The sequence below is a fragment of the Cupriavidus sp. 8B genome, assembly GCF_054589115.1.
In genome coordinates this window covers 1-23,737 of sequence record NZ_BAAILO010000065.1, presented here as the reverse complement: position 1 = coordinate 23,737, position 23,737 = coordinate 1, and the positions used below count along the sequence as shown (strand labels likewise).

The window sequence follows — 23,737 nt, the reverse complement described above, 5'->3', positions numbered from 1 at the left end:
TTTGCTCCCCTCTCCCATGAAATGGGAGAGGGGAGCAAACCGGCGGCAAGATCAACCAATTGTGGTAGCCGTGATTTCCGCCCGGGTCGCCTTCTTTGCCTACGTTCTTGGCGAGACAAGAAAGTACGTCGCCTCCCCGCAGGGGAGGTGAAACTGCCTCTGACTTTGACGTTAAGCCGTTGACCCTGCCCGCGCTGGCGCGGGTCGCCGCGAACGACCCCCACACCGAAGCCAGGCGTGCCGCCACCGGCGCGCTCGGCCTCGCGGCCGATCCGGCCGTGCGTGACGCGCTGCTCAGCGCCCTGCGCGATGCCGAGTGGCAAGTCAGGGAAGAAGCCGCCTCGACGCTGGGGAAGTTGAAACAGGAAGGTGCGGGACCGGCATTGACGGCCGCGCTGGAAGACGCCTACTGGCAGGTACGCCTGCAAGCCGCGCGGGTGCTTGGCAAGCTCGGCTACCGCGTCGCCCTGCACCCGATGGGCTACGGCGTGCAGATCGTGTTCAGCGACGCGCACGAGCGCGGGATCTACCCGTGGGCCTACCTGCGCACGCTCGGCGCAGCGCCAAGCGCTTAGGCGTTGATCACGCCGCCGCCTTGGCAGCCTGATAGGCCGCGTACAACTTCTTGAACACGGGACCGGGTGCGCCATCGCCGATGGTCTTGCCGTCGATGGTGACCACCGGCAGGATCTCCTTGCTGGCCGAGGTCAGCAACACCTCATCCGCGCCCATCACCTCGTCCTGCGAAATGCGGCGCGCTTCCAGCGAGATATCCAGCGCCGCGCACAGCTCCTCCATCCAGCCGTAGCGGATCCCTTCCAGGATCAGGTTGTCCTTCGGCGGCGCCGAAACCCGGCCCTTGCTGACCACCCACACATTGGACGCGGAAGCCTCGGTCAACATGCCATCGCGGAACTGGATGGTCTCGGTGGCGTCGTTCTCCACCGCGTTCTGCGCCGCCAGCACATTGCCCAGCAGCGAGGTGGATTTCACCTGGCAGTGCAGCCAGCGCTTGTCCTCGGCCGTCACGCAGGCCACGCCCTTCTCGCGCATGGCCGCGGAGGGCAGCGACATCGGGTTGGTCATGATGAGCACGGTCGGCGTCACCGTCTTCGGGAAGGCATGCGTGCGCCGGGCCACGCCGCGCGTGACCTGGATGTACACCATCTGGTCGGCGAGGCCGTTGGCCTGCACCACGCGGTCGATCAGCGCCGTCCACTGCGCGTCGGTGTGCGGGTTGGGGATGCCGATGGTGTCCTGGCTGCGCGCCAGGCGCGCCAGGTGCTGCTGCAGGCGAAACGGCTTGCCGGCATAGATGGGAACGACTTCGTACACGCCATCGCCAAAGATAAAGCCGCGATCCAGTACAGGGACGCGGGCTTCTGACAAAGGCGTGAGCTCGCCGTTGAGGTAGACGATTTCGTCGTTCATGGTGGGTAGGGTAAGGCTGGCGGGCGCCGGGGCCTGGGTTGCAGTAGGGGTACGCGCGGAAGGAATGCGTCCATTCTTCCACAAGGCACGGCGGGAGCTTATGCAAAATCGGCATGACCCCGGCATGTTGCTGCGCCCGGCGGCGCCGCAATAACATCCAGCTCGCGCCCCCAGCGCTCACGCCGAGCCCGGCAACCACCCATGCGCCCGATACCAGGCAATGACATCGCGCACCGTGTGATCCACTGGCCTGAAGCGCAGGCCCAGCTCTCCCTCGCTTTTGGCATGGCAAAAGCGGGTCCGGTCCGCTTCCTTCACCATCAGGCGCACGGTGGCAAGGCTAAGCAGGATGGGCTTGCCGCTGACCCGGGCGTAGAGCTCCTGCACGCAGGCCAGCGCAAACAACAACGGCACGGGCAGCGCGCGCTTGGGGGTTGCCACCCCGGCGGTGTGTCCGATCAGCGGGATCAGCTCGCGCATGGTCATATGCCGGCCCGCCGCGAGATAGCGCTCGCCACGCCGCCCGCGCAGCGCCGCGGCGATATGGGCCTGCGCCACATCGCGGGCGTCGACCACGGAAAAGCTCCCGGGAACCAGGCCCGGCAATCGGGACAGCGCCGTGTCGAGCGCGACTTGCCCGGCTGACGTCGGCCCGATGTCGCCCGGCCCCCACATCCAGCCGGGCAGCACGAACGTGGCATGCATCTCGGGGGCATTCGCGAGGAAAGCCAGGACGGCGCGGTCGCCCAGGATCTTGCTGCGATAGTAGTCATCGGCGTCGGCGGGATCGCGCACGTGTGTTTCATCGATCACCGAACCCGGCGCACCGTTGAGCACGGCGATGGACGAGGTCTGCACGAAGCGGCGCACGCCCGCCGCATGGGCTTGCCCGATCAGGGCAGCCGTGCCGTCAACATTGATGCGCTTGAGCATGTCCCAATGGCTGCCCCCCTTGTAGTTGTCGCGAAAGAACGCCGCGGTATGGAACACCACATCGCAGCCATCCAAGGACGGGGCAAACGCCTGGACATCGGCCATGTCGCCAATCACGAATTCGACGCCCGTGAGGTCGCCGAATTGCTGCCTGGCTTTTTCCGCCGAACGCACCAGCGCCTTGACCGCGACGCCGCGGCCCAGCAGTTCGCGCACAAGATTGTTGCCGAGCAGGCCGGTAGCGCCGGTCACGAAAGCGGTTTGCAAGTTCATGGCTGGGCCCTCACCTTGAAGTTCATAAGAAATCCAGATATCAATTGATATCCGTTATGATAGCAGTTGAAATCCCAAATGCAATCGATACGGCAAGCTCTCTCACCATGCCCAACGCCTCGCCCGACGCCACGCCCATGAAGCAACCCACCCCGCGCAAGCGCCTGAGCCGCGAGCAAAGCCAGGCGCAAACCCGCGAGCGCCTGCTTGAGGCTGCGCGCGGCCTGTTCGTGCAGCGTGGCTTCGGCGGCACGTCGATCCGGGATATCGCGGAGGAAGCGGGCTATTCGCAGGGGGCGTTCTATTCGAACTTCCCGGACAAGGAGGCGCTGCTGCTGGATCTGCTGCGCGGCCATATGGAGGCCGAGGCGAAGCAGCTCGCGGCGGTGTTCGACACGGCGGAGCACGCCGGCGCAGCGGTGCTCGCGGGCCTGGATGCCTGGGCGGCGGCGCTCAATGCGGATGCCGACTGGGCCATGCTCTCGATCGAGTTGCAGATGCACGCCAATCGCAGCCCGTCGTTTGCCGGCGCTTACCGCACGGTCTGGGAGACGCACCGCGGCGAGCTCGGCCGCCTGATCGAACGCCTGTTCCGCCATCTGGGCCGCGTGCCGCCGGCCCAGCCGGAAGAGCTGGCCGCGGGTTTCATGGCGCTCGCCCATGGCCTCGCGCTGCAGCGGGGCACGACCATCGCCGACCCGACCGGCCGGATGCTGATGCTATTCCTGCGCGGCCTGCTGGCAAGCGCGCAGACCGCTGGCGAAGCGGCCGATGCCGGTCATGCGGCAAAGCCGCGCGGCCGCGCAAGCCGCTAGCCGGACGCCGGCTGCCCGGGCGCAGCGCGCCCGGGCAGTTGCCCGCTCAATCGTCGAAGTCCCACATCCGGTGCAGGTCCAGCCGCAACCGGCTGTCGGCCTCCAGCGCGTCGACCAGGGCCACGCGTTCGGCCAGCGTGGTATCGGCCAAGGCACGCCGGACCATCAGCAGTTCGCTCAGGCCGGTTTCTCCCGCCTTGTAGGCCCGGCCGGTGCGTGCCGCGGCGCTGCGCTGCATCGCGAGCGCTTCGGCCTGCGCCACGGCAGCGGCGCGCTTGCCTTCCAGGCCGCGGTACAGCACCTCGAACTCGGCGCCGATCCTGCGCTCCACCGCCACCCGGCTGCGGGCGGCAGCCTGCGCGTCGGCCGCGGCCGCCACCGCCGCCGAACGCCGGTGCGCGGAGCCAAGCGGCATGCTGATGCTCACGCCGGCAATCCGCTCCGCGCCGCCGCGCTCCACCGTGAAGAACACGCCCACGGTGGGGTCCGGCTTGCGCTCCAGGTCGGTGCGCCGTGCCTGCCGCTGGGCTTGCGTCTCCTGCGACTGGGCGAGGCGAAACTCATGGCTGTCCTCCACATAGCGGCTGCGCAGCGCATCGGCGGGGTCGTCCGGCAACGCCTGCAGGCGCACATCCGCCGGCAGGCCGCCGGGCACGCCCAGGCCTGGGAAGCGCGCCCGCAGCTCGGCTTGCGCCGCCGCTTCCGCGGCGCGCGCGCTGGCCAGCGCGGCAGCGGTGCGGGCACGCTCGGCCAGCAAGAGCTCATGGTCCATGGGCGCCGCATCGCCGGCCTGCACCCGGCGCGCGGTCACGGCCGCCAGCTCGCCGGCCAGGCTGTCGTTGCCCTGCGCCGCCAGCCGCGCCTGTTGCGCGCGCAGCGCCCCGAACCACAGCGACAGGATCTGCCGCGAGACTTCATGGCGCGCATCCATCACGGCGAGCTGCCCGGACTGCACCGTGGCATCGGCCAGCGCGCCATCGGCGTCGGCCTTGCCCCATAGCCGCAGCGGGCGCTCCAGCGCCAGTTGTCCTTCGGCAAACCGGTCGGACGGCTCGCGCACCTGGCGCCGCTGCCCGATGGCGCGCACCACGGCCTCGGCGGTGCCGGCACGGATGCCGTCCGCGCGGGCCAGCACCGCATCGCGGCGGGCCTCGGCCATCTGCACGTCCGGCGACTGGCCGACGGCGTCGCGCACGGCGGACTCAAGAGGCAGGACGCCGGCTTCGGCGGACATGTCAGCTTGCGCCCAGGCGGTGCCCGACATGCCGGCGGCGACCGACAGGACGGCAGCCACCGCCATCTTGCTCGATACGATCCTCATTGCGCCTCTCCTAGTGCCATGCGGCCTTGCCTATCCTCGCGCGACCGCGCCACGCCGAAGCGCTCGAACAACAGCGGCAACAGCAGCAAGGTCAGCGCCGTGGAGCTGACCAGCCCGCCCGAGACGACGATGGCCAGCGGACGCTGGATCTCCGAGCCCGGCCCGGTCGCCAGCAGCAGCGGAATCATCCCCAGCGCCGTGATGCAGGCGGTCATGAGGACCGGACGCAAGCGGTCGCGCACGCCGATTCGCACCGCCTCGGCCATTGGCCGCCCTTCCTCCAGCAAGGTATTGAAATGCGAGACCAGCACCACGCCGTTGAGCACGGCAATGCCCAGGAGCGCGATAAAGCCGACCGAGGCCGGCACCGACAGGTATTCGCCCGCCACCCGCAGCGCGGCGATGCCGCCCACCAGCGCGAACGGAATATTGGCGATGACGAGCGCCGCCTGGCGGATCGAGCGGAAGGTCAGCATCAGCAGCAGGAAGATCGCGCCCAGCGCCAGCGGCACCACCAGCGCAAGGCGCGCGGCGGCGCGCTGCTGGTTCTCGAACTGCCCGCCCCAGACCACGCGCAGTCCCTTGGGCAGTCCGGACAGGCCCGCCACGGCCGTTTGCGCCTCCTGCACGAAGCCGGTCAGGTCGCGGCCTTCCACGCTGACCTGGATCACCGCAAAGCGCCCGCCGTCTTCATGGTTGATACGCACAGGCCCTTCCACCCGCCGCACCTGCGCCAGTGAGGTGAGTGGCCAGGGCGTGCCGTCCGGCGCCGTCACCTGCAAGCTGGTGAAGGTCTCCGGCGTCTGCCGCAGGCTATCGGCGCCACGCAGGATCAGCGGCGTGCGCACGGTGCCCTCCGGCACGATGCCAATGCGCTCGCCTTCCACCTGTGCGCGCAGCAACGCTTGCAGCGCATCGCCGGAGAGCCCCGCGCGGCCGACGGCGGCGCGGTCCAGCGCGAGCGTGAGGTACTGCACGCCCTCGTTGCTGGGCGCGATGACTTCGGCCGCGCCGGGGATCTTGCGCACGCGCGCGGCAATGGCCTGCGCCGCGGTGTCGATGGCGCCGAGATCAAAGCCGAACACCTTGATCGCCACGTCGCCGCGCGTGCCGGTCAGCATCTCCGAGACGCGCATCTCGATGGGCTGGGTGAAGCCATACACCACGCCCGGGAAGCGCTCCATGACGCGGCGGATGGCAGTGGCGATGTCTTCCTTGCTGCCGCGCCACTGGTCCTTTGGCTGCAGCACGAGGAAGGTGTCGGTCTCGTTGAGCCCCATCGGGTCCAGGCCTAGATCGTCCGAGCCGGAGCGCGCCACGATCGAGCGGATCTCCGGCACCTTGGCCAGCAGCGCCTGTTGCACCCGCAGGTCCAGGTCCACCGAGGTGGCCAGCGAGACCGACGGCGCCTTCTGCAACTGCACGATCATGTCGCCTTCGTCCATGGTGGGCATGAAGGTCTTGCCCACCGACAGGTAGAGCGACACCGCCACGGCCAGCGCCACGCCCGCCAAGGCGAAGACCGTGCGGCGATGCTGCGCGCTCCAGTCCTGCAGCCGGGCAAAGCCGCTTGCCACCTTGCGCATCAGGTACGCCGTCCCATCCTCATGCGCGCGCAGCAGCAGCGACGCCAGTGCCGGCACCACGGTGAATGCGATCACCACCGACGACACCAGTGCCAGCACGATGGTCAGCGCCACCGGGCCAAACAGCTTGCCCTCCAGGCCCTGCAGCGACAACAGCGGCAGGAACACGATCGCGATGATCGACACTCCGGCCAGCATCGGCACCGCCACGCTGGCCACGGCATGGCGGATCACCGCGCCGCGCAGCGACGGATCGGACTTGCGTTCGTGCGCCTTCGCCAGAGCGGATTCGATGTTCTCCACCACCACCACCGCCGCGTCCACCAGCATGCCCAGCGCAATCGCCAGGCCGCCCAGGCTCATCAGGTTGGCGGTCAGCCCCACGTAGCGCATCAGCAGGAAGGTCGCCAGCATCGAAAGCGGCAGGGTTGCCGCCACCACCAGCGCCGCGCGCAGGCCGCCGAGAAACAGGTACAGCGTTACCACCACCAGCAGGCTGGCCTCGATCAAGGCCCGTACGACGGTGTTGGCGGCACGCGTGACCAGCTCGCCGCGGTTGTAGAACACATGGGTGGACATCCCCTTGGGCAACTGCGGTGCGAGTTCATCCAGCCTGGCCTGCACATCGGCGACCAACTGGCGGGCATCGGCGCCACGCAGCGCCAGCACCAGCCCCTGCACCGCTTCACCGCGCCCGTCCTTGCTGACCGCGCCGTTGCGCGTGGCCACGCCGAGCCTGACGGTGGCCACGTCGCCCACCGTCACCAGCGGCATGCCATTGCGCCCGCCCGGCGCGGCAACGACAACCTGGCGCAAGTCTTCCACGCCGCGCACGCCGCCTTCCACGCGCACCACCCAGTTTTCGTCGCCCTGCTCCACCCGGCCCGCGCCATCGTTGCGGTTGTTGGCGTCGAGCGCCTGGCGCAGTTGCTCCAGCGTGACGGCGCGGGCGCGCAGCCGCGCCGGGTCGGGGATGACCTCGTAGCTGCGCACCTCGCCGCCGAGCGCGTTGACATCCGCCACGCCGGGCACCGTGCGCAGGGCCGGGCGCAGCACCCAGTCCAGCACGCAGCGGCGTTCGGCCAGCGAGAAGGCGTCGCCCTCCACCGTGAACATGAACATCTCGCCCAGCGGCGTGGTGATCGGCGCCAGCCCGCCGATGGCGTTGGGCGGCAGGTCGCGCAGCAGGCCGGCGAGCCGCTCGGACACCTGCTGGCGGGCCCAGTAGCTGTCCACGCCTTCCTCGAAATCGACCGTCACGTCGCTGATGCCGTATTTGGACACCGAGCGGACGATGGTCTTGTGCGGAATGCCCAGCAGCTCCTGCTCGATTGGCGTGGACACGCGCTGCTCGACTTCCTCCGGCGTCATGCCGGGAATCTTCAGGATGACCTTGACCTGGGTGGGCGAGATGTCCGGGAAGGCATCGATGGGCAACTTCAAGTAAGCCCACGCTCCGGCCACAGCCAGCACGCAAGCGGCAATCAGCACCAGCGCCCGCTGGCGCAGGGAGAATTCAATCAGGCCGGCGAGCATCACTGACCTCCCGCCAGCATGCCCTTGAGCGCCCCCACGCCGGCCACCGCCACCCGCGTGCCGGCCGGCAGTGCGCCACGCACGGTCGCCGCGGCATCGTCCACGGCTTCCACCACCACGGTCTGGTAGCGCACGCCAGTTTTGGTTGCCACGAACACGCCAGGCGTGCCGCGCCAGTACGTCAGCGCCGTGGCCGGCACCCGCGCGCGGCCCGCGCCGGTGGCGTCGGGCCCACTGCGCAAGTGCACGATCACATTCACGCTTTCGCCGGCCTGCAGGCTGCCGCGTTTGTCCAGCACCGCGCGCACGCGCACGGCGGCGGTGCCGTCGCTCGCGGGTACCACGCCGGCCACCTGGCCGGTGGCGCCGCGCTGGCGCACTTCCACGCGCTCGCCGCCGGTGGGGGCCGGCATGTCGCGGCCGACCAGCAGCTCAAGCTCCAGCGCGGTGGGATCGACGATGCGGAACAAAGGCGCCGCCCCGTCCACGCGCGTGCCGGGCACCGCGTTCACCTCGGCGATCAGCCCGGCGCGGCCGGCCATCAGTTGGGGCTCGCCCGAGCCCCCGGCGAACACGATGCCCGCGGCGGCCATCTCCGCCTCGCGAGCGCGCACCATGCCCGCTGCCTCGGCGGCGCGCGCCTGCGTGGCTTGCCAGCGGCTGCCGGGGATGATGCCGTCTTCATGCAAGCCGCGGTCCCGCGCCAGCGCCAGCCGCGCCAGGTTGGCCTGCGAGCGCGCTTCCGCCAGCGCGCGCCCGGCCTCGAACAACGGCGGGCTGGCAAAGGTGGCCAGCGGCTGGCCGGCGCGCACCGCCTGGCCAATGGCAACCAGCACGCGCGAAACCATGCCGGCATAGGGCGCGGCTACCACGTACTGCGCATCGGGCTTGAGCACCACGCGAGCGCTGGCGCCGGTCTCGAGCTGCGCCGCGCCGGCGACCGGATCGAACCGCACGCCGAGCGCGCGGGCCTGGGCATCGGACAGCGCCAGCGCCTGAGCGCTCGCCATGCCAAAGGGAAACAGCGTCGACGCGACCAGCGCGCCAACGAAAAGAATGCAACGGGAAAACATGCCTGACTCCAAAGCAGGATGGAAGCGCCCGGCTTGCCGTGATCAGCCTCGATCAGGCGCGCGAGCGTGCACCGCCGGCATGGCCGGCAGGGGAATCAGGATGCGAAGGGAGGGGCGTGCGCCGGGGGTGGCCTGCTGTCGCTGCCACGCCAGCGGGGCGGCGTGCGCTCGCGCCACGGCAGGCGCCGGAACACCGGCAGTGGACGCGCGGCAAACAGCAGGAACGCGAAGACCAGGCCGATGAGCACATCGGCAGCCTGCACGTGGAGGGAAAAGGCAATGGGGCCGATGGCGGTCTGCACATCGACCTCGAGCGGCTCCACCGCGATCAGCGCACTACCGGCGTGGCCGGCAGACAGGGCAGCGGAAGGAGAATAGGAATTAACCGCACCTTGCAGCGCCGTGTGCACGTGCAGGCCATGGAGTTTCGGGGTTCCGAGATGGCCGTGCAGAAGCGGGGTGAGGAGCTGCATTGCAAACAGCAACAGCAGCAGGGCTCCCCGCCAGAAGGAGGGGCGGTCTGCGCGAAACATGGCGCGATTGTAGCCGAGAATGGGGTTGCGGCGCAGCTTGTGGATTGGCCGTCCGCACAGCCCGCCCGCCTCCTCAGCGCCTCCTTCGCCGGCCACCGCCAAACCCGCTCACTTCACCGCCCCCACGGTGAAACCCGCGACAAAGCGGTCGACGAACAGGTTGTAGAGCACCGCTACCGGCACGCTGACGACCAGGCAGGCGCCCATCAGCGAGCCCCAGAAATAGACGTCCCCGCGCACCAGGAAGGTCGGCACGCCAACACTGACGGTGTACTGCGACGAACTGGTGATAAAGGTGAGGGCATAGACAAATTCCTGCATCACCAGCGTCAGCGTGAATATGACTACGGTCAGGATGCCGGCCGACGACAGCGGCACCACCACCTTCAGGAAGGCGCCGAAGCGGCTCAGCCCGTCCATCATCGCCGCTTCTTCGATATCGCGCGGCACCGCCTTGAAAAAACCCATCATCAGCCAGGTGCAGAACGGCACGGTGAAACTCGGGTACACCAGCACCAGCGACCACAGCGAATCCTGCAGCCCGAGCGCGCCGATGATGCGGGAGAAGGGAATGAACAGGATGGTGGGCGGGATCAGGTAGGTCAGGAAGATGGCGATCGCCAGCTGCCGCCCGCGGCTGCCTGCCAGCCGGGCCAGGCTGTAGCCGGCGGGCACCGCCAGCAGCAGGGTGATGGCCACCACCAGCGCCCCCACCAGCAGCGTATTGGCGATCCAGCGCAGGTACTGGGTCTCCAGGAACAGCACGCGCAGGTTGTCCAGGGTGGGCGGCTGGTTGAACAGGAAGGGGTTGTTGGCCGTGTTGATCAGGTCGTGGACATCCTTGAAGGTGGTGATCAGCATCCAGTAGAAGGGAAAAGCACAGAACCCCGCGAAGACGGCAAGGATGGCGACATGGCCGAAGCGCGCGCCCCAACGCTCGCCACGGTGCTTCCAGCGACGTGCATCGGCACGCATTTCAGGCTACCTCCGCGCGGTTGGCGACGGTCAGCAGCAGGGCCACCACCGCTACCAGCAGCGGGAACAGGAACAGCGAGATCGCCGCGCCCTCGGCCAGGTCGCCGCCCTGGATGCCGGTGAAAAATGCCAGGCTGGCCAGCACCTGCGTGGTGTCGTAAGGCCCGCCACGTGTCAGTACGAAGATGATGATCATGTCGGTGAGCGTAAACACGATGCCGAACAGAAGCGCCACCAGCATGATCGGCATCACCAGCGGGATATTGATGCGCAGCAGGTGGCGCCAGAAGCCGGCGCCGTCCATGGCGGCGGCATCGTGGATATCCTGCGGGATGCCGTGCAGGCCGGCCAGGATAATGACCGTGGCCAGCGGCAGCAGGCGCCAGACATCCACCAGGATCACCGACGCCATGGCCAGGTCCGGCTGGCCCAGCCAGATCGGCCAGGTATTCGGGCCGAGCAGGCCGAGCGCGCGCAGCGTCCAGTTGATGATGCTGTAGACCGGATCGAAGATCCACAGCCAGCCGATCGAACCCAGCGAGATCGGCGCCACCCACGGCAGCAGGATCAGCAACCGCACCAGCCATTTGCCGCGAAAGTCGCGCAGCAGTGCCAGCGCCAGGATCTTGGCCAGGATCACCACCAGCGCCTGCGACACCAGCGTGAACACCAGCGCATTGGCGAGCGAGCGCCAGAAGGTGGGGGTCTGCACGATGCGCCGGAAATTCTCCAGGCCAACGAAATGCATGGCGCGGCTGCCCACCGTGATGTCGGACAGGCTGTAGTAGATCGACAGCAGGAAGGGAAAGCCGAGCAGCAGCGCGATATAGATCAGTGCCGGCGCCAGCATCAGGACGCCGAGCCAGCGCTCGCCCTCCAGTGCACGCCAGGTGCCGGGTGACGGCGCAAGCGCGACGGGAACCCGGGCGCTCATGCCGGCCCCAGGGACGGCGCCACGCCCACGCTGGCGCCGGAATGCGGATCAAAGCGCCTCAGGTCGGCACGCCGCACCACGAACGGGTAGCGCGCGCCGGTCTCCAGCGGGAGGGTGACCGTGCAGGGAATCCGCGAGATGACCTTGGCGGGCGGCAGCGGTGGCTCCAGCAGGCCGTACACCAGCCGGTCGGAACCGAGGTTCTCGATGCGGGTGACATGGAACGGGAAGGGTTCCAGCGTTTCATCGTCACCGTAGACGGCGCGCGGCAGGAAGTGCTCCGGCCGGAAGCCCGTCACCACCGCCTGCGTGTCGACCAGGTTCATCGGCGGCGAGCCGATGAAGGTAGCCACGAACGTATCGGCCGGCTGCTCGTAGACTTGCTGCGGCGTGCCGATCTGGTGCACACGGCCGTGGTCGAGGATGGCGACCCGGTCGCCCAGCGCCAGCGCCTCGATCTGGTCGTGCGTCACGTAGATCGTGGTGGCCGCCAGGCGCCGCTGCAACTGTTGCAATTCCTCGCGCGCGGAAGTCCTGAGCTTGGCGTCCAGATTGGAGAGCGGCTCGTCCAGCAGGAAGGCCACCGGATCGCGCACCACCGCGCGCGCGAGCGCCACCCGCTGGCGCTCGCCGCCGGAGAGCTGGCGCGGCTTGCGCGCCAGCAGGTGGCCGATGCCAAACAGCGCGGCGGCCCAGTCCACCTTGCGCGCAATCGCCTCGCGCGGCATGCGCTGCGCCTGCAGCGGGAAGGCGATGTTGCCCGCCACGCTCAGGTGCGGATAGAGCGCGTAGCTCTGGAACACCATGGCCATGTTGTGCGCGCGCGGCGGCAGCCCGGTGACGACACGGCCGCCCACCAGGATGTCGCCGGAGGTGGGCGCTTCCAGCCCGGCGATCAGGCGCAGCAAAGTGGTCTTGCCCGAGCCGGACGGGCCCAGCAGCACCAGGAACTCGGCCTCGCGCACGGCAAGGCTGATGCCGTCGACGGCGTTGTCGCCGTCGAAGCGCTTGGTGAGCGAGCGGGTCTCCACCGTGGCCATGGCTTATCGGCCCACGCCCATCCCGACGCCACTGGCCCGGCGGGGGCAGCTCATACCAGCCCTTTCTCCCGCCACTTGGCGAAGATCCGCCTGCAGGTGGCTTCCGCGGCGCGGATGGCATTCTCCGGCGTTTCGTCGCCGGTGGCGGCCTTGGCGAACATGGTGTTGAGCACCCAGGTATTGAAGATCTCGTCGGTGGCCGCATTGGCATAGCCGGGGTAGCCGACATTGGTGGCCTGGTTCATCAGGGTGCCGAGCACCTTGTACTTGTCGCGCGGCTTGGCCTTGGGGTCGTCGGCGATCAGCTTCTGCAGGTCCGGCACCGTGCTCGGGAAGCAGGGGAAGTTGTAGTACTCGCTGCCGAGGAAGCCCTGGCGGAAATTGTCGATATAGTCCACCAGGAACTTCTTGGCGCCCGCGATGTTCTCGGCGAACTTCCAGATCACGTAGCAGTCCATCACGTGCTCCATGCCGATGCGGCGCACCGGGCCACGCAGGGCCTGGGTCAGCCAGATGTCGGGCGTGACCGGGATGCTCTTGTTCTCGCCTTCGCGCGTGATGGAAATGGCGTTCAGGCAAAGCGAGATCTTGCCCGCCAGCATGGCGCGGTTGTTGGACGACGGATCCCACGCCAGCACCTCCGGCGTCATGGTGTCCTGGTACAGGGCCTTGACGAACTTGACCGCCTCCAGCGTGTTCTTCGAATTCAGCACGACGGTATGACGCTCATCCTGGATCGAGCCGCCGAATGCGAAGAGGATGGTTCGCATCGCCATCGCGGTGTCGAGTTCCGCCGACAAGCCAATGCCCACCGGCACGTTGTGCTTTTGCTTGATCTTGCGGCCCGCGCTCAACACATCGTCCCAGCTGTCCGGCGGCGCCATGCCGATATCGTCCCACAGGTCCTTGCGGAAATTGATCGGGTCCGGCACGAAACTGTCGGAAAAGCCGAAGTACTTCTTCGTCTTCGGGTTATACGTACTCTTGATCGCCAGCTCGACCGGCTTGCCATGCTTGCGTTGGCATTCCTCGTAGATCTCGCGATGGTCGATGACCTGCTCCTCGTACACTGGCGCCGGCGACAGGAACATGAACAGGTCGTGCCCTTTCTGCGCCGATACCTCGGCGGCGGCCCGCGTGGCCAGCGCGGGGATCCCCACGTGATCGACGATGACCTCGGTATCGTTGCGCTGGCCCCATTCCTTCACATAGGTGTTGTCGAACCACTTGTCATAGCCCGGCACGAAGTGGTTCCACTGGAGGATCTTCAAGGTGTGCTTGGCTGCCTGCGCCCGGCACGGCAGCACAAAGGGGCCAAGGCCGGCGGCAAGCGCGGTCGCCGCGGCGGCCTGGATCAGGCGGCGGCGCCGCGCGTTGTGGCAAACAAGGGTGCCGGTCGATCCGTGCCGGCGAGAATAGATGATTCGCTCGATAGGTGCAATGCGTACGTCTTCGTTCATGGCCGCCTCCGCCAGCAAGCCGGTAGCTGGCATGCGCGCCAATCGCGGTGGCATGCGCAACCTCACTTAAGCTCACTTAAGGATAGGAGTTGCCGCCCCTAAGGAAAAGAGACAACGGCTTGATTTCATTGGGTTTCCGATCCAATCCTGGGACCTGCGGGCCCTGCCGCATAGCAGCATCGGTAGCCGGCGCCGCCCACCGCTTGGCGCACCGCAGCACAAAACACGCGCACCGCAAACCGGTATTCCTCCGGCTTTCGCCATACCATGGAGGCTGGCGCCAGCCACGCCGCCCAACAACCTAGCCAGGGGCCTTCCATGCGCGACCGCTATCTCTCCCACCTCCGCGATACGCTAGACACCATCCGTGCCGACGGCTTTCACAAAGCCGAGCGCGTCATTGCCAGCCCACAGGCAGCCGACATCCGGCTCGCGGGCGGTGAGCACGTGCTGAACTTCTGCGCCAACAATTACCTGGGCCTGGCCGACGATCATCGCCTGATCGAGGCGGCCCGGCGCGGTCTGGAGCAGGATGGTTTCGGCATGGCGTCGGTGCGCTTTATCTGCGGCACGCAATCGGTTCATAAGACACTGGAAGCGGTACTCGCCAAATTCCTGCACACCGGAGACAGCATCCTCTACTCGAGCTGCTTCGACGCCAACGGCGGCCTGTTCGAGACACTGCTCGATGACCAGGACGCCGTGATCAGCGACGAACTGAACCATGCCAGCATCATCGACGGCGTGCGCCTGTGCAAGGCAAAGCGCTACCGTTACCGCAACAACGACATGGCCGACCTGGAGGCGCGGCTGCGCGAGGCCGATGCCGCCGGCGCGCGCTTCAAGCTGATCGCCACCGATGGCGTGTTCTCGATGGACGGCATCATTGCCGATCTCAAGTCCATCTGCGACCTGGCGGACCGCTATGGCGCGCTGGTGATGGTGGACGACTCGCACGCGGTCGGCTTTGTCGGCCAGCACGGGCGCGGCACGCCGGAGCTATGCGGCGTGGAAGGCCGCGTGGACATCCTTACCGGCACGTTCGGCAAGGCGCTGGGCGGCGCCTCCGGCGGCTATGTGGCGGCGCACCGGGAAATCGTGGAACTGCTGCGGCAGCGCTCGCGCCCGTATCTTTTCTCCAACTCGCTGGCGCCAAGCATCTGCGCCGCCACGCTGAAAGTGCTGGACCTGCTGGCCAGCGACGAAGGCGCCACGTTGCGCGCCCGCGTGCGCGAGAACGGCGAGCACTTCCGCCGCGAGATGACGGCGCTTGGCTTTACGCTGGTGCCAGGCCAGCATCCCATCATCCCGGTAATGCTGGGCGATGCCGCGCTGGCTTCCGGCATGGCCGATGCCTTGCTGGCCGAGCATGTGTACGTGGTCGGTTTTTCCTTCCCCGTGGTGCCCAAGGGCCGGGCTCGCATCCGCACGCAGATGAGCGCGGCGCATACGCCTGAGCAGATAGAGCGGGCGGTGGCGGCGTTCGCCAAGGTGGGCAGGAAGTTCGGCGCTATCGCCTAAGAGGTTGTTTCAAAATGAAGCGAAGCGGTTCTGGCTAGGCGCGCGGCCGCAGACAGTACAAGTGGTACGGCAAGGCCGCGCAACGACGCCAGAATCTTTTTGAAATGGCCTCTAAGCTTGAACCAAGCCTGGAGACAGGAGGCACCCCATGAAAGCCCTCGCCAAACTCGAACGCGCCCCCGGCCTGACGCTGACCGAGGTCCCCGAGCCCGAAGTCGGCCACAACGATGTGATGATCCGCATCCGGCAGACGGCCATCTGCGGCACCGACATCCATATCTGGAAATGGGACGAGTGGGCGCAGAACACCATCCCCGTGCCGATGCAGGTAGGGCATGAATATGTCGGCGAGATCGTCGCCATCGGGCAGGAGGTGCGCGGGCTGGCCATTGGCGACCGCGTCTCCGGCGAGGGACACATCACCTGCGGCTTCTGCCGCAACTGCCGCGCCGGGCGCCGCCACCTGTGCCGCAACTCGGTTGGCGTGGGCGTGAACCGCGCCGGCGCGTTTGCCGAGTACCTGGTGATTCCCGCCTTCAACGCCTTTCGCATTCCCGACGACATCCCGGACGAGATCGCTGCCATCTTCGACCCCTTCGGCAACGCCACGCATACCGCGCTGTCGTTCAACCTGGTGGGCGAGGACGTGCTGATCACCGGCGCCGGCCCCATCGGCATCATGGCCGCCGCCATCGCGCGCCACGTTGGCGCGCGCAATGTGGTGATCACCGACGTCAACGACTACCGCCTCGCGCTGGCGCGCAAGATGGGCGCCACCCGCGCGGTCAACGTGCAGCATGAAAACCTCAAGGACGTGGCCGCCGAGCTGCATATGACCGAGGGCTTCGACGTTGGCATGGAGATGTCCGGGGTGCCAAGCGCCTTCGCCACCATGCTCGAACACATGAACCACGGCGGCAAGATCGCCATGCTGGGCATTCCGCCGTCGAAGATGGCGATCGACTGGAACCAGGTGATTTTCAAGGGCCTGGAGATCAAGGGCATCTACGGCCGCGAGATGTTCGAGACCTGGTACAAGATGGTCGCAATGCTGCAAAGCGGGCTCGACCTGACGTCCATGATCACACATCGCTTCAGCGTGGGCGACTTCGAGGCCGGCTTTGCTGCCATGCTGTCGGGCAACAGCGGCAAGGTGGTGCTGGACTGGACGGCACCGGGCAAGGCGGCCGTCGCCGCGGGCTAGAAGCGCATTGCACGCCTTGCGTAGGCGGCCGTCCCACCGCAGGTTGCCAAAACGCGGCTGCGGTGAGGCGTTAGCGATACACCAGCACGGGGATACTGCTGTGCGTGAGCACCTTGTTGGTCTCGCTGCCAATCAGCACGCCCTGCAAACCGCGCCGCCCGTGCGAGGCCATCACGATCAGGTCGCACGCGTTTTCCTGGGCAGCCTGGATGATGGCCTCATAGGGATGGTCATGGATGGCGGAAAGGGTCTGGCAAGGCACATCCGCCTCCTCGGCTTCGGCAGCCAGGGTTTTCAGGTAGTCCATCGTATTGCGGGTGGCTTCCTGCACGAACCGCGTACGGGTGTCGGCCAGCAATTCCACCTGGTACGTATAGACGTGGAAATCCGGGATCACCCGGATCACCGTGACCCGGGCTCGCATCTCGCGGGCAAACACCAGGGCCTTGCGGAACGCGGCTTCGGACAGGGGCGAGCCGTCTACGGGCAGCAGCAGATGCTGGAACATGGTGCCCTCCTGGCACGCGAAGCGCACAGGCCACCGCGCAGGTTCCTGCGCACGCTTCGCTCGGGTTGAGGATTACCTCGCTCCAAGTATAGGTGTGCCGGTGCCGCACACACGCCGCCCCCTTCATCCAGCCGCGATTTCCCGGTAACATCCAGCACCGGTTCCGCGCCACGACGCGGCACCAAGCGTTTACCCGAGGCCGGGCCGCCACACAATGGCAGCCCGGCCTTATCAAGACGGCAGCCGCCCGCCGGCAGCCGTTGCAACTGCACCGCTTTGCAACCCAATGCGGTGCACCCGGAAAGCGAAGCTACCTCTTTGCATTCCCAATCTTCCTGGAGAAGACGCTTTGACTGAACGCATCAACGCAGAGGCCGCCGGCCGCCTGTTCGGCACTGGCGAAGGCCCGTCCCACGAGCGTGTCACGCTCGCCACCGATCCCGAGTCCGGCCTGCAGGCCATCATCGCCATCTACAGCACAAGCCTTGGCCCCGCGTTTGGCGGCTGCCGCTACTGGGCCTACCCTGCCGAGAGCGATGCCCTGACCGACGCCCTGCGCCTGTCGCAAGGCATGGCCTACAAGAATGCGCTGGCCGACCTGCCCTTCGGCGGCGGCAAGGCCGTGATCCTGCGCACCCCGGCGCAAACCGACCGCACCAAGCTGTTCCGTGCCTTCGGCCGCATGGTCGAATCGCTGGACGGCCGCTACATCACCGCCGAAGACGTCGGCACCACGGTGGAAGACATGATCGCCGCCCGCACGCAGACCCGCTACATCAGCGGCATGCCGCGCGAGGGCACCTTTGGCGGCAACCCGTCACCCAAGACCGCCTATGGCGTGTTCGTCGGCATCGAAGCCGCCGTGCGCTACGTGCTGGACCGTAACAGCCTGCAAGGCGTCTCCGTTGCCGTGCAAGGACTTGGCTCGGTGGGCTGGGACCTGTGCCGCCAGCTGCATGCGGCCGGCGCGCGGCTGATCGTGGCCGATATCCATGGCGCCAAGGCGGAGCAGGCACGCGAGCAGTTCGGCGCGCAGGTGGTCTCCACCACCGCCATCACCAGCGTCGCCGCGGATGTCTTCGCGCCCTGCGCGCTCGGCGCGGTGATCACCCCGGCGGTGGCCGAGGGCTGCCAGTTCAAGATCGTCGCGGGCGGCGCCAACAACCAGCTCGCCTCGCTGGACGAGGGCGACACGCTGCAACGCCGCGGCATCTTCTATGCGCCGGATTTCCTGATCAACGCGGGCGGCATCATCAGCTGCGCCCGCGAGTACCTGGGCGGTGCCGAGGAGGCGGCGGTGCAAGCCGAGGTGGCGCTGATCCGCGAGCGCGTGTTCACGCTGGCCCAGCGCGTGGAGAAGAGCGGGCTGGCGCCCGCGCGCGAGGCGGTCAACTGGGCGCAGGAGAAGCTGGCGCAGGGGGGCCAGGCTTAAGAGGGGTTCCTCGGTCCGGCCAGAAACGGCCGGACCCGGACATCTGGCCAAAGACCGCTCCAGACGGGCTTTGGTCGGTCGGAGCGCGGCGTCGCCGGCGCGCTTGCCAGCATTCCAGCCTGCTCAAGGGCTGGAATGCGCCAGCACGTAGTTCACAAGGGCCTTCAGCTTGGCAGGCTGCTGCCGCCTGCTGGGATAGTACAGATAGAACCCTGGAAAGGTCGGCGAGAAGCTGCTCAAGACGCGCTTCAACGTCATGGCTCGAATGTGAGGCAGCGCAAGCTGCTCGAACGTGTACGCCAGTGCAATCCCCTCCAGCGCGGCCTCAACCGAGAACAATGAATCGCTGATCGTGAGATTGCCGCTGATCTCGTACTCGACGATCCGGCCGTCGACCTCGAGCTCCCACTTGTGAATGGCCCCGCTGCCTGAAAACCTGAACCGCACGCAGTTGTGGTTTATCAGATCGGAGGGGTGCCGCGGCACCGGATGCCGCTTGAAGTAGTCGGGCGATCCAACGATGGATACGGCAACCGGGCCACCGAGCGGTAAAGCGATCATGTCCTTCTGGACACTCTCACCCATGCGAACGCCTGCGTCGAACCCTCTTTCAACGATGTCCACGTAGCCCTCGTCATTCGTCAGCTCGACCTGGACGTCGGGGTAGGCCTTCAGGAACCCGGCCAACAGCGGCTGGAGGACCATGGCGATCGAGATTCGCGCGGCGTTGATGCGCAGCACGCCCGATGGCCGGCCCTGAAGCGCATGAAGTTGTTCCCCGGCTTCCAGCACGTCGCTCAGTGCCGGCCCGATCCGGGACAGGTATGCCTCGCCCGCCTCAGTCAGGCTGACGCTGCGGGTGCTTCGGTTCAGAAGCCTGGCGCCGAGCCGGGCCTCCAGATGGCGGATCGCCTGACTGAGCGCCGAGGGCGAGACCTCGAGTGCTGCCGCTGCGGCAGAGAACCCCCGATGCTCTGCGACCTTCCAGAACGCGAGCAACCCATCAAGCTGATTGAGTCTCATATTATGAAGATTATCTTCAAAAGGTATTCAGTACTTAGGTGTTTTTCTTCTCAGTCCATCAGCCTACAGTGAAGCCCATCGAAAAGGAACTGTGGGAGTTCAAGCATGGGCAAGGTCTGGTTTATCACAGGTGCAGGTAGCGGCATCGGCGCCGGCACGGCCAAGGCCGCGTTGAAGGCCGGCGATCGCGTCGTCGCTACAGGCAGAAACCTGGAGAAGGTGCGCAATGCCTTGCGCGACGTGGCCGGCGAGAGCCTTGAGGTTCTCCAGCTTGACGTCCGCGATGCGGCGCAGGCAACGGCCGTTGTCGACCAAGCGCTGAAAAAGTTCGGCCGCATCGACGTGGTCGTGAACAGTGCCGGCTACAGCCTGCTGGGCAATTTCGAGGAATTGGAAACGCCGGACATGCAGCGCCTGTTCGCGACCAACTTCTGGGGCGTGAACAACGTGATGCGGGCAGCGCTGCCGGTCATGCGCAAGCAGCGCTCCGGGAGCATCATCAACATCAGTTCCGTGGCGGGCGCAGTCGGCCTGATGCACTGCGGCGCCTACAGCGCGAGCAAGTTCGCCGTGGAGGGCCTGTCGCTTGCCGTTGCCGAGGAAGTCGGAAAGTTCGGGATCAAGGTCACGGTGGTGGAGCCGGGATTTTTCCGCACGGATTTGCTGGACGCAGCCAATGCCGAGTGGCCGCGCAAGCGCATCGATGATTACGCTGCGGCCGAGGACAGCGCCGAGGCGATGTGGTCTCCATACGCCGGCAAGCAGCAGGGCGATCCCGACAAGCTCGGTCAGGTTCTGGTGACGCTTTCTGGCATGGAGACCCCACCGCGCGTGTTTGTGGCCGGCAGCGACGCGTTGGCGGTAGTTGCCCCCGCCGTGGAAGCTCGATTGAAGGCAGTGCATGCCTTCGATGCGCTTTCGAAGTCGACCGACGGCAACTTCTGATCACGAGCCGAGCCGCTCGCACCCCGGACCACCCGACCTTTGAAGAACTGACCCAACATGAGCACGCTCAACATCAACGGCCGTGCGCACACGGTCGACGCCGACCCCGGCACGCCCATCCTCTGGGCCCTGCGCGACACGCTCGGCATGACCGGCACCAAGTTCGGCTGCGGTGCCGCGTTGTGCGGTGCCTGCACCGTGCATCTGGACGGGCAGGCCATCCGCTCGTGCATCACGCCGATTTCCGCCGCCGAGGGCAAGAAGATCGGCACCATCGAAGCCGTCACCGATGGCAGCGACCGGGTCGGCACCGCCGTGCATGCAGCGTGGGTCAGGCACGACGTGGCGCAGTGCGGCTACTGCCAGAGCGGTCAGATCATGAGCGCCACCGCGTTCCTCGGATCGCTGCCTCGCGGCAAGCAACCCACCGCCGCCGAGATCGACACCGCCATGGCAGGCAACATCTGCCGCTGTGGCACCTACGCCCGCATCCGCGCCGCGGTGGCCGACGCCGCCAAGGCCCTCGCCTGAAGGAGCCGCCATGTTGCCCAATTTCGACCACGGCGAAATCCCGCGCGCGCTGCAGCACCTGCTGGCGCGCGGCCACGCCGGCGAAGCTTCCACGCTGTCGCGCCGTAGCTTCCTGAAGCTGACCGGTTCTGTCGGCCTGGCGCTCGGTGCTTTCCCCCATCTGGCCATAGGACAAGCCACCAGCAGCGGCCAGGCCACCGGCGCCCTGAAGCCGACGCAGCAGCCATCGGCCTTCGTGCAGATTGCCCCCAGCGGCGAAGTCACGGTGACCGTCAACCGGCTTGAGTTCGGCCAAGGCGTGCAGACTGCGTTGCCGATGATCCTCGCTGAGGAGCTCGACGCGGACTGGCGTCTGGTGCGCAGCCGGCACGGCTCGAACGACGCTGCCTACGTCGACCCACTCTTCGGCATTCACCTCACCGGCGGCTCCCATTCGGTCAAGAACAGCTTCACGCAGTACCGCGAGCTCGGTGCGCGTGCCCGCGCGATGTTGTTGTCCGCGGCGGCAGCACAATGGAACGTGGACGCGGCCACGCTGCGCACGCAGGCCGGGACCGTGCTAGGCCCGGGTGGTCGCAAGCTGACCTACGGCGAACTGGCCGAAGCCGCCATGGCGCTGCCCGTGCCCGAGAAAGTCACACTGAAGAATTCCAAGGACTTCCGCATCATTGGCTACCCCACCACGCGCCTGGATGCGCGTGCCAAGAGCAGCGGGCGTCAGGACTTCGGCATCGACACGCACCTGCCCGGTCAGCTCACCGCCGTGGTGGCGCATCCGCCCGTGTTCCGCGCGCGACTGGCCACGGTGGACGACAGCGCCGCGCGCGCCGTCAAAGGGGTGAAGGCCGTGCTGCGCCTGCCGCTGGACGGCGGCGGCGAAGGGGTGGCCGTAGTGGCAGACGGCTACTGGCCGGCCAGGCAGGGGCGCGACGCGCTAAAGCTGCAGTGGGACACGGCCTCGGTGGAGAAGGTGGACAGCGAACGGTTGTTGGCCCAGTACCGCGAGCTGGCCGGCCGCCCTGGCCCGCGCCGGTTCGACGCCGATATGGCACCGCTGGCCAATGCCCCGCGCCAGCTGGAAGCCGAATTCGTGTTCCCCTACCTGGCCCACGCGCCGATGGAGCCGCTGAACTGCACCGTCCAACTATCGGACGGGCGCGCCGAGCTGTGGGTCGGTACCCAGTGCCCCGGCCTGGACGGTGCCGCGGCCGCGCGCGTGCTGGGTCTCAAGCCCGGGCAGGTGAAGATGCATGTGCAAATGGCGGGAGGCGGCTTTGGCCGGCGTTTCGTGGGCACGAGCGACTACGTGGTCGAGGCCTGCGAGGTTGCCAAGGCCGCTCGCGCCGCCGGCCTGAACGTGCCGGTGCGCACGCTCTGGAGCCGCGAGGACGACATCAAGGGCGGCTACTACCGCCCCATGCACCTGCATCGCGCACGCATCGGCTTCGATGCGCGCGGCAAGGTGATGGCCTGGGACCACGTCATCGTCGGCCAATCCATCACCTCGGGCACGGTGTTCGGGGAATTCCAGGTGAAGAACGGCATCGACGCCACGGCCACGGAGGGCATGCGTGATCCTTACCCGCTGCCGATGCGCCTGACCGTTCACCATCCCAAGCCGAACGTACCGGTATTGTGGTGGCGCAGCGTGGGTTCCACGCACACCGCGTACGTGATGGAGACCTTGCTCGACGACATCGCGCGCGCCACCAGGCAGGACCCGGTCGCCTACCGCATGGGCCTGTTCGGCGACAAGCACCCTCGCCACCGCGCCGCGCTGCAACTGGCGGTGGACAAGAGCCGCTATGGCAAGAAGCAGCTGCCTGCAGGCCGCGCCTGGGGCGTCGCGGTGCACGAGTCCTTCGACTCGGTTGTCGCCTATGTGGTGGAGGCCTCGGTGCAGCAGGGCCGCCCGGTGCTGCATCGTGTCACCGCGGGCGTGCATTGCAACCTGGTAGTGAATCCGCGCACCGTGGAAGCCCAGGTGCAGGGCGCGGCGGTCATGGGCCTGTCGATGTGCCTGGCAGGCTCGGCCATCACGCTAAAGGATGGCATCGTCGAGCAGAGCAACTTCAGCGACTTCACGGTGGCGCGCATCACCGACATGCCCGCTTTCGATGTCCACATCGCTCCTAGTGCCGATGCGCCCACTGGCATGGGCGAGCCCGGCCTGCCCCCGCTGGCGCCGGCGTTTGCCAACGCCATCGCGCAACTCACCGGCAAGCCGCAGCGCCAGTTACCCTTCAACCTGGCCTGACCCGCACCAGGGAATATCTCCATGCCCTGGTCCTGCGCACCGCACTGCGCTGAGCTGGCAGGCGGCGCGGGTCCGCATGACTACTCAATCGTGACCACGATGGCCACGCGCCGGTTCTCCGCGCGGCCCTCGGCGGTGCGGTTGTCCGCCACCGGCGTGCTCATGCCCAGCCCCCGCACCTGGATGTTCTCCGGCTGGAATCCCGCCATGGCGAGCACCTTCGCCACCGCCTGCGCGCGCCGGACCGACAGCTGCTGGTTATAGTCGGCCGAGCCGGAGCGAGCAACTGATACTCCATTCTTGCTCAGACGTATCTATAATTGCTCGCCATGAGCAAGGTTTATCGGATCAACGAATTCGCAAAGCGCATCGGACGGGCTCCCAGTACGGTGCGCCGCTGGGAGCG

The 23,737-nt window shown here is 67.3% G+C and carries 20 protein-coding genes and 2 pseudogenes; 9 read left to right on the top strand and 13 right to left on the bottom strand.

Features of this window, described 5'->3' with window-relative positions:
• Positions 1 to 233 precede the first annotated feature (233 nt).
• Both ACYP5B_RS06410 and ACYP5B_RS06405 read left to right on the top strand, forming a co-directional pair.
• Positions 234 to 452 (top strand): annotated as a pseudogene (locus ACYP5B_RS06410) (HEAT repeat domain-containing protein); the annotation flags it as partial.
• A 24-nt stretch (positions 453 to 476) separates the two neighbouring features.
• Positions 477 to 575, top strand: coding sequence for a gamma-butyrobetaine hydroxylase-like domain-containing protein (locus ACYP5B_RS06405; protein ID WP_459569001.1), 99 nt, complete (start codon positions 477 to 479; stop codon positions 573 to 575).
• A 7-nt stretch (positions 576 to 582) separates the two neighbouring features.
• Here ACYP5B_RS06405 and ACYP5B_RS06400 read toward each other — a convergent pair whose 3' ends face one another.
• On the bottom strand, positions 583 to 1,431 hold the full coding sequence (locus tag ACYP5B_RS06400) for a D-amino acid aminotransferase (protein WP_318236892.1): 849 nt from the start codon (positions 1,429 to 1,431) through the stop codon (positions 583 to 585).
• A gap of 177 nt (positions 1,432 to 1,608) precedes the next feature.
• Positions 1,609 to 2,637, bottom strand: a complete 1,029-nt coding sequence (locus ACYP5B_RS06395; protein ID WP_459568997.1) for an SDR family oxidoreductase — start codon at positions 2,635 to 2,637, stop codon at positions 1,609 to 1,611.
• A gap of 137 nt (positions 2,638 to 2,774) precedes the next feature.
• Between ACYP5B_RS06395 and ACYP5B_RS06390 the strand changes: the two genes are divergently transcribed.
• A complete protein-coding gene (locus tag ACYP5B_RS06390; protein WP_459568996.1) occupies positions 2,775 to 3,452 on the top strand; it encodes a TetR/AcrR family transcriptional regulator in 678 nt (225 codons plus the stop codon).
• Positions 3,453 to 3,498: 46 nt separating this feature from the next.
• Here ACYP5B_RS06390 and ACYP5B_RS06385 read toward each other — a convergent pair whose 3' ends face one another.
• The 8 genes from ACYP5B_RS06385 to ACYP5B_RS06350 form a co-directional block, all read right to left on the bottom strand.
• The gene (locus tag ACYP5B_RS06385) at positions 3,499 to 4,773 is read right to left on the bottom strand and encodes a TolC family protein (protein WP_459568995.1); all 1,275 of its coding nucleotides are present in this window, start codon (positions 4,771 to 4,773) and stop codon (positions 3,499 to 3,501) included.
• Complete coding sequence (locus ACYP5B_RS06380; protein ID WP_459568994.1) at positions 4,770 to 7,895, bottom strand: efflux RND transporter permease subunit; 3,126 nt, start codon at positions 7,893 to 7,895, stop codon at positions 4,770 to 4,772. The genes ACYP5B_RS06385 and ACYP5B_RS06380 overlap by 4 nt, the downstream gene beginning before the upstream one ends.
• Positions 7,895 to 8,968: an efflux RND transporter periplasmic adaptor subunit gene (locus ACYP5B_RS06375; protein ID WP_459568993.1), complete on the bottom strand. Its 1,074-nt coding sequence runs from the start codon at positions 8,966 to 8,968 to the stop codon at positions 7,895 to 7,897. The genes ACYP5B_RS06380 and ACYP5B_RS06375 overlap by 1 nt, the downstream gene beginning before the upstream one ends.
• A 95-nt stretch (positions 8,969 to 9,063) precedes the next feature.
• The gene (locus ACYP5B_RS06370) at positions 9,064 to 9,597 is read right to left on the bottom strand and encodes a hypothetical protein (protein WP_459569000.1); all 534 of its coding nucleotides are present in this window, start codon (positions 9,595 to 9,597) and stop codon (positions 9,064 to 9,066) included.
• Between the two features lie 12 nt (positions 9,598 to 9,609).
• Positions 9,610 to 10,476: a carbohydrate ABC transporter permease gene (locus ACYP5B_RS06365; RefSeq protein WP_400102119.1), complete on the bottom strand. Its 867-nt coding sequence runs from the start codon at positions 10,474 to 10,476 to the stop codon at positions 9,610 to 9,612.
• A gap of 1 nt (position 10,477) precedes the next feature.
• Entirely contained in the window at positions 10,478 to 11,410 is a 933-nt protein-coding gene (locus tag ACYP5B_RS06360; RefSeq protein ID WP_400102118.1) for a carbohydrate ABC transporter permease, read from the bottom strand.
• Positions 11,407 to 12,450: an ABC transporter ATP-binding protein gene (locus ACYP5B_RS06355; protein ID WP_400102117.1), complete on the bottom strand. Its 1,044-nt coding sequence runs from the start codon at positions 12,448 to 12,450 to the stop codon at positions 11,407 to 11,409. The genes ACYP5B_RS06360 and ACYP5B_RS06355 overlap by 4 nt, the downstream gene beginning before the upstream one ends.
• A 50-nt stretch (positions 12,451 to 12,500) precedes the next feature.
• The gene (locus tag ACYP5B_RS06350) at positions 12,501 to 13,910 is read right to left on the bottom strand and encodes an ABC transporter substrate-binding protein (RefSeq protein ID WP_459568992.1); all 1,410 of its coding nucleotides are present in this window, start codon (positions 13,908 to 13,910) and stop codon (positions 12,501 to 12,503) included.
• A 318-nt stretch (positions 13,911 to 14,228) separates the two neighbouring features.
• Between ACYP5B_RS06350 and ACYP5B_RS06345 the strand changes: the two genes are divergently transcribed.
• The gene (locus ACYP5B_RS06345) at positions 14,229 to 15,431 is read left to right on the top strand and encodes a glycine C-acetyltransferase (RefSeq protein ID WP_459568991.1); all 1,203 of its coding nucleotides are present in this window, start codon (positions 14,229 to 14,231) and stop codon (positions 15,429 to 15,431) included.
• A 148-nt stretch (positions 15,432 to 15,579) separates the two neighbouring features.
• Entirely contained in the window at positions 15,580 to 16,635 is a 1,056-nt protein-coding gene (gene tdh / locus ACYP5B_RS06340) for an L-threonine 3-dehydrogenase (protein ID WP_400102114.1), read from the top strand.
• 70 nt (positions 16,636 to 16,705) lie between these two features.
• On the opposite strand, the gene ACYP5B_RS06335 is transcribed toward tdh, so the two are convergent.
• Entirely contained in the window at positions 16,706 to 17,143 is a 438-nt protein-coding gene (locus ACYP5B_RS06335; RefSeq protein ID WP_318236904.1) for a universal stress protein, read from the bottom strand.
• 349 nt (positions 17,144 to 17,492) lie between these two features.
• Here ACYP5B_RS06335 and ACYP5B_RS06330 point away from each other — a divergent pair, with 349 nt between their 5' ends.
• Positions 17,493 to 18,575, top strand: coding sequence for a Leu/Phe/Val dehydrogenase (locus tag ACYP5B_RS06330; RefSeq protein ID WP_318236905.1), 1,083 nt, complete (start codon positions 17,493 to 17,495; stop codon positions 18,573 to 18,575).
• 123 nt (positions 18,576 to 18,698) lie between these two features.
• Here ACYP5B_RS06330 and ACYP5B_RS06325 read toward each other — a convergent pair whose 3' ends face one another.
• Positions 18,699 to 19,598 (bottom strand): LysR family transcriptional regulator, encoded by a 900-nt coding sequence (locus tag ACYP5B_RS06325; protein ID WP_459568990.1) that lies wholly within the window; start codon positions 19,596 to 19,598, stop codon positions 18,699 to 18,701.
• 105 nt (positions 19,599 to 19,703) lie between these two features.
• Here ACYP5B_RS06325 and ACYP5B_RS06320 point away from each other — a divergent pair, with 105 nt between their 5' ends.
• From ACYP5B_RS06320 to ACYP5B_RS06310, 3 genes are read left to right on the top strand one after another with little or no spacing between them, the layout of a single operon-like run.
• Positions 19,704 to 20,543, top strand: a complete 840-nt coding sequence (locus tag ACYP5B_RS06320) for an SDR family oxidoreductase (protein WP_459568989.1) — start codon at positions 19,704 to 19,706, stop codon at positions 20,541 to 20,543.
• Positions 20,544 to 20,600: 57 nt separating this feature from the next.
• Positions 20,601 to 21,074, top strand: coding sequence for a (2Fe-2S)-binding protein (locus ACYP5B_RS06315; protein WP_400102111.1), 474 nt, complete (start codon positions 20,601 to 20,603; stop codon positions 21,072 to 21,074).
• Positions 21,075 to 21,084: 10 nt separating this feature from the next.
• Positions 21,085 to 23,331, top strand: coding sequence for a xanthine dehydrogenase family protein molybdopterin-binding subunit (locus tag ACYP5B_RS06310; protein WP_459568987.1), 2,247 nt, complete (start codon positions 21,085 to 21,087; stop codon positions 23,329 to 23,331).
• An 80-nt stretch (positions 23,332 to 23,411) separates the two neighbouring features.
• Here the strand turns inward: ACYP5B_RS06310 and ACYP5B_RS06305 are convergent.
• Positions 23,412 to 23,609, bottom strand: a pseudogene (locus ACYP5B_RS06305) (OmpA family protein); the annotation flags it as partial.
• Positions 23,610 to 23,737: the final 128 nt, after the last annotated feature.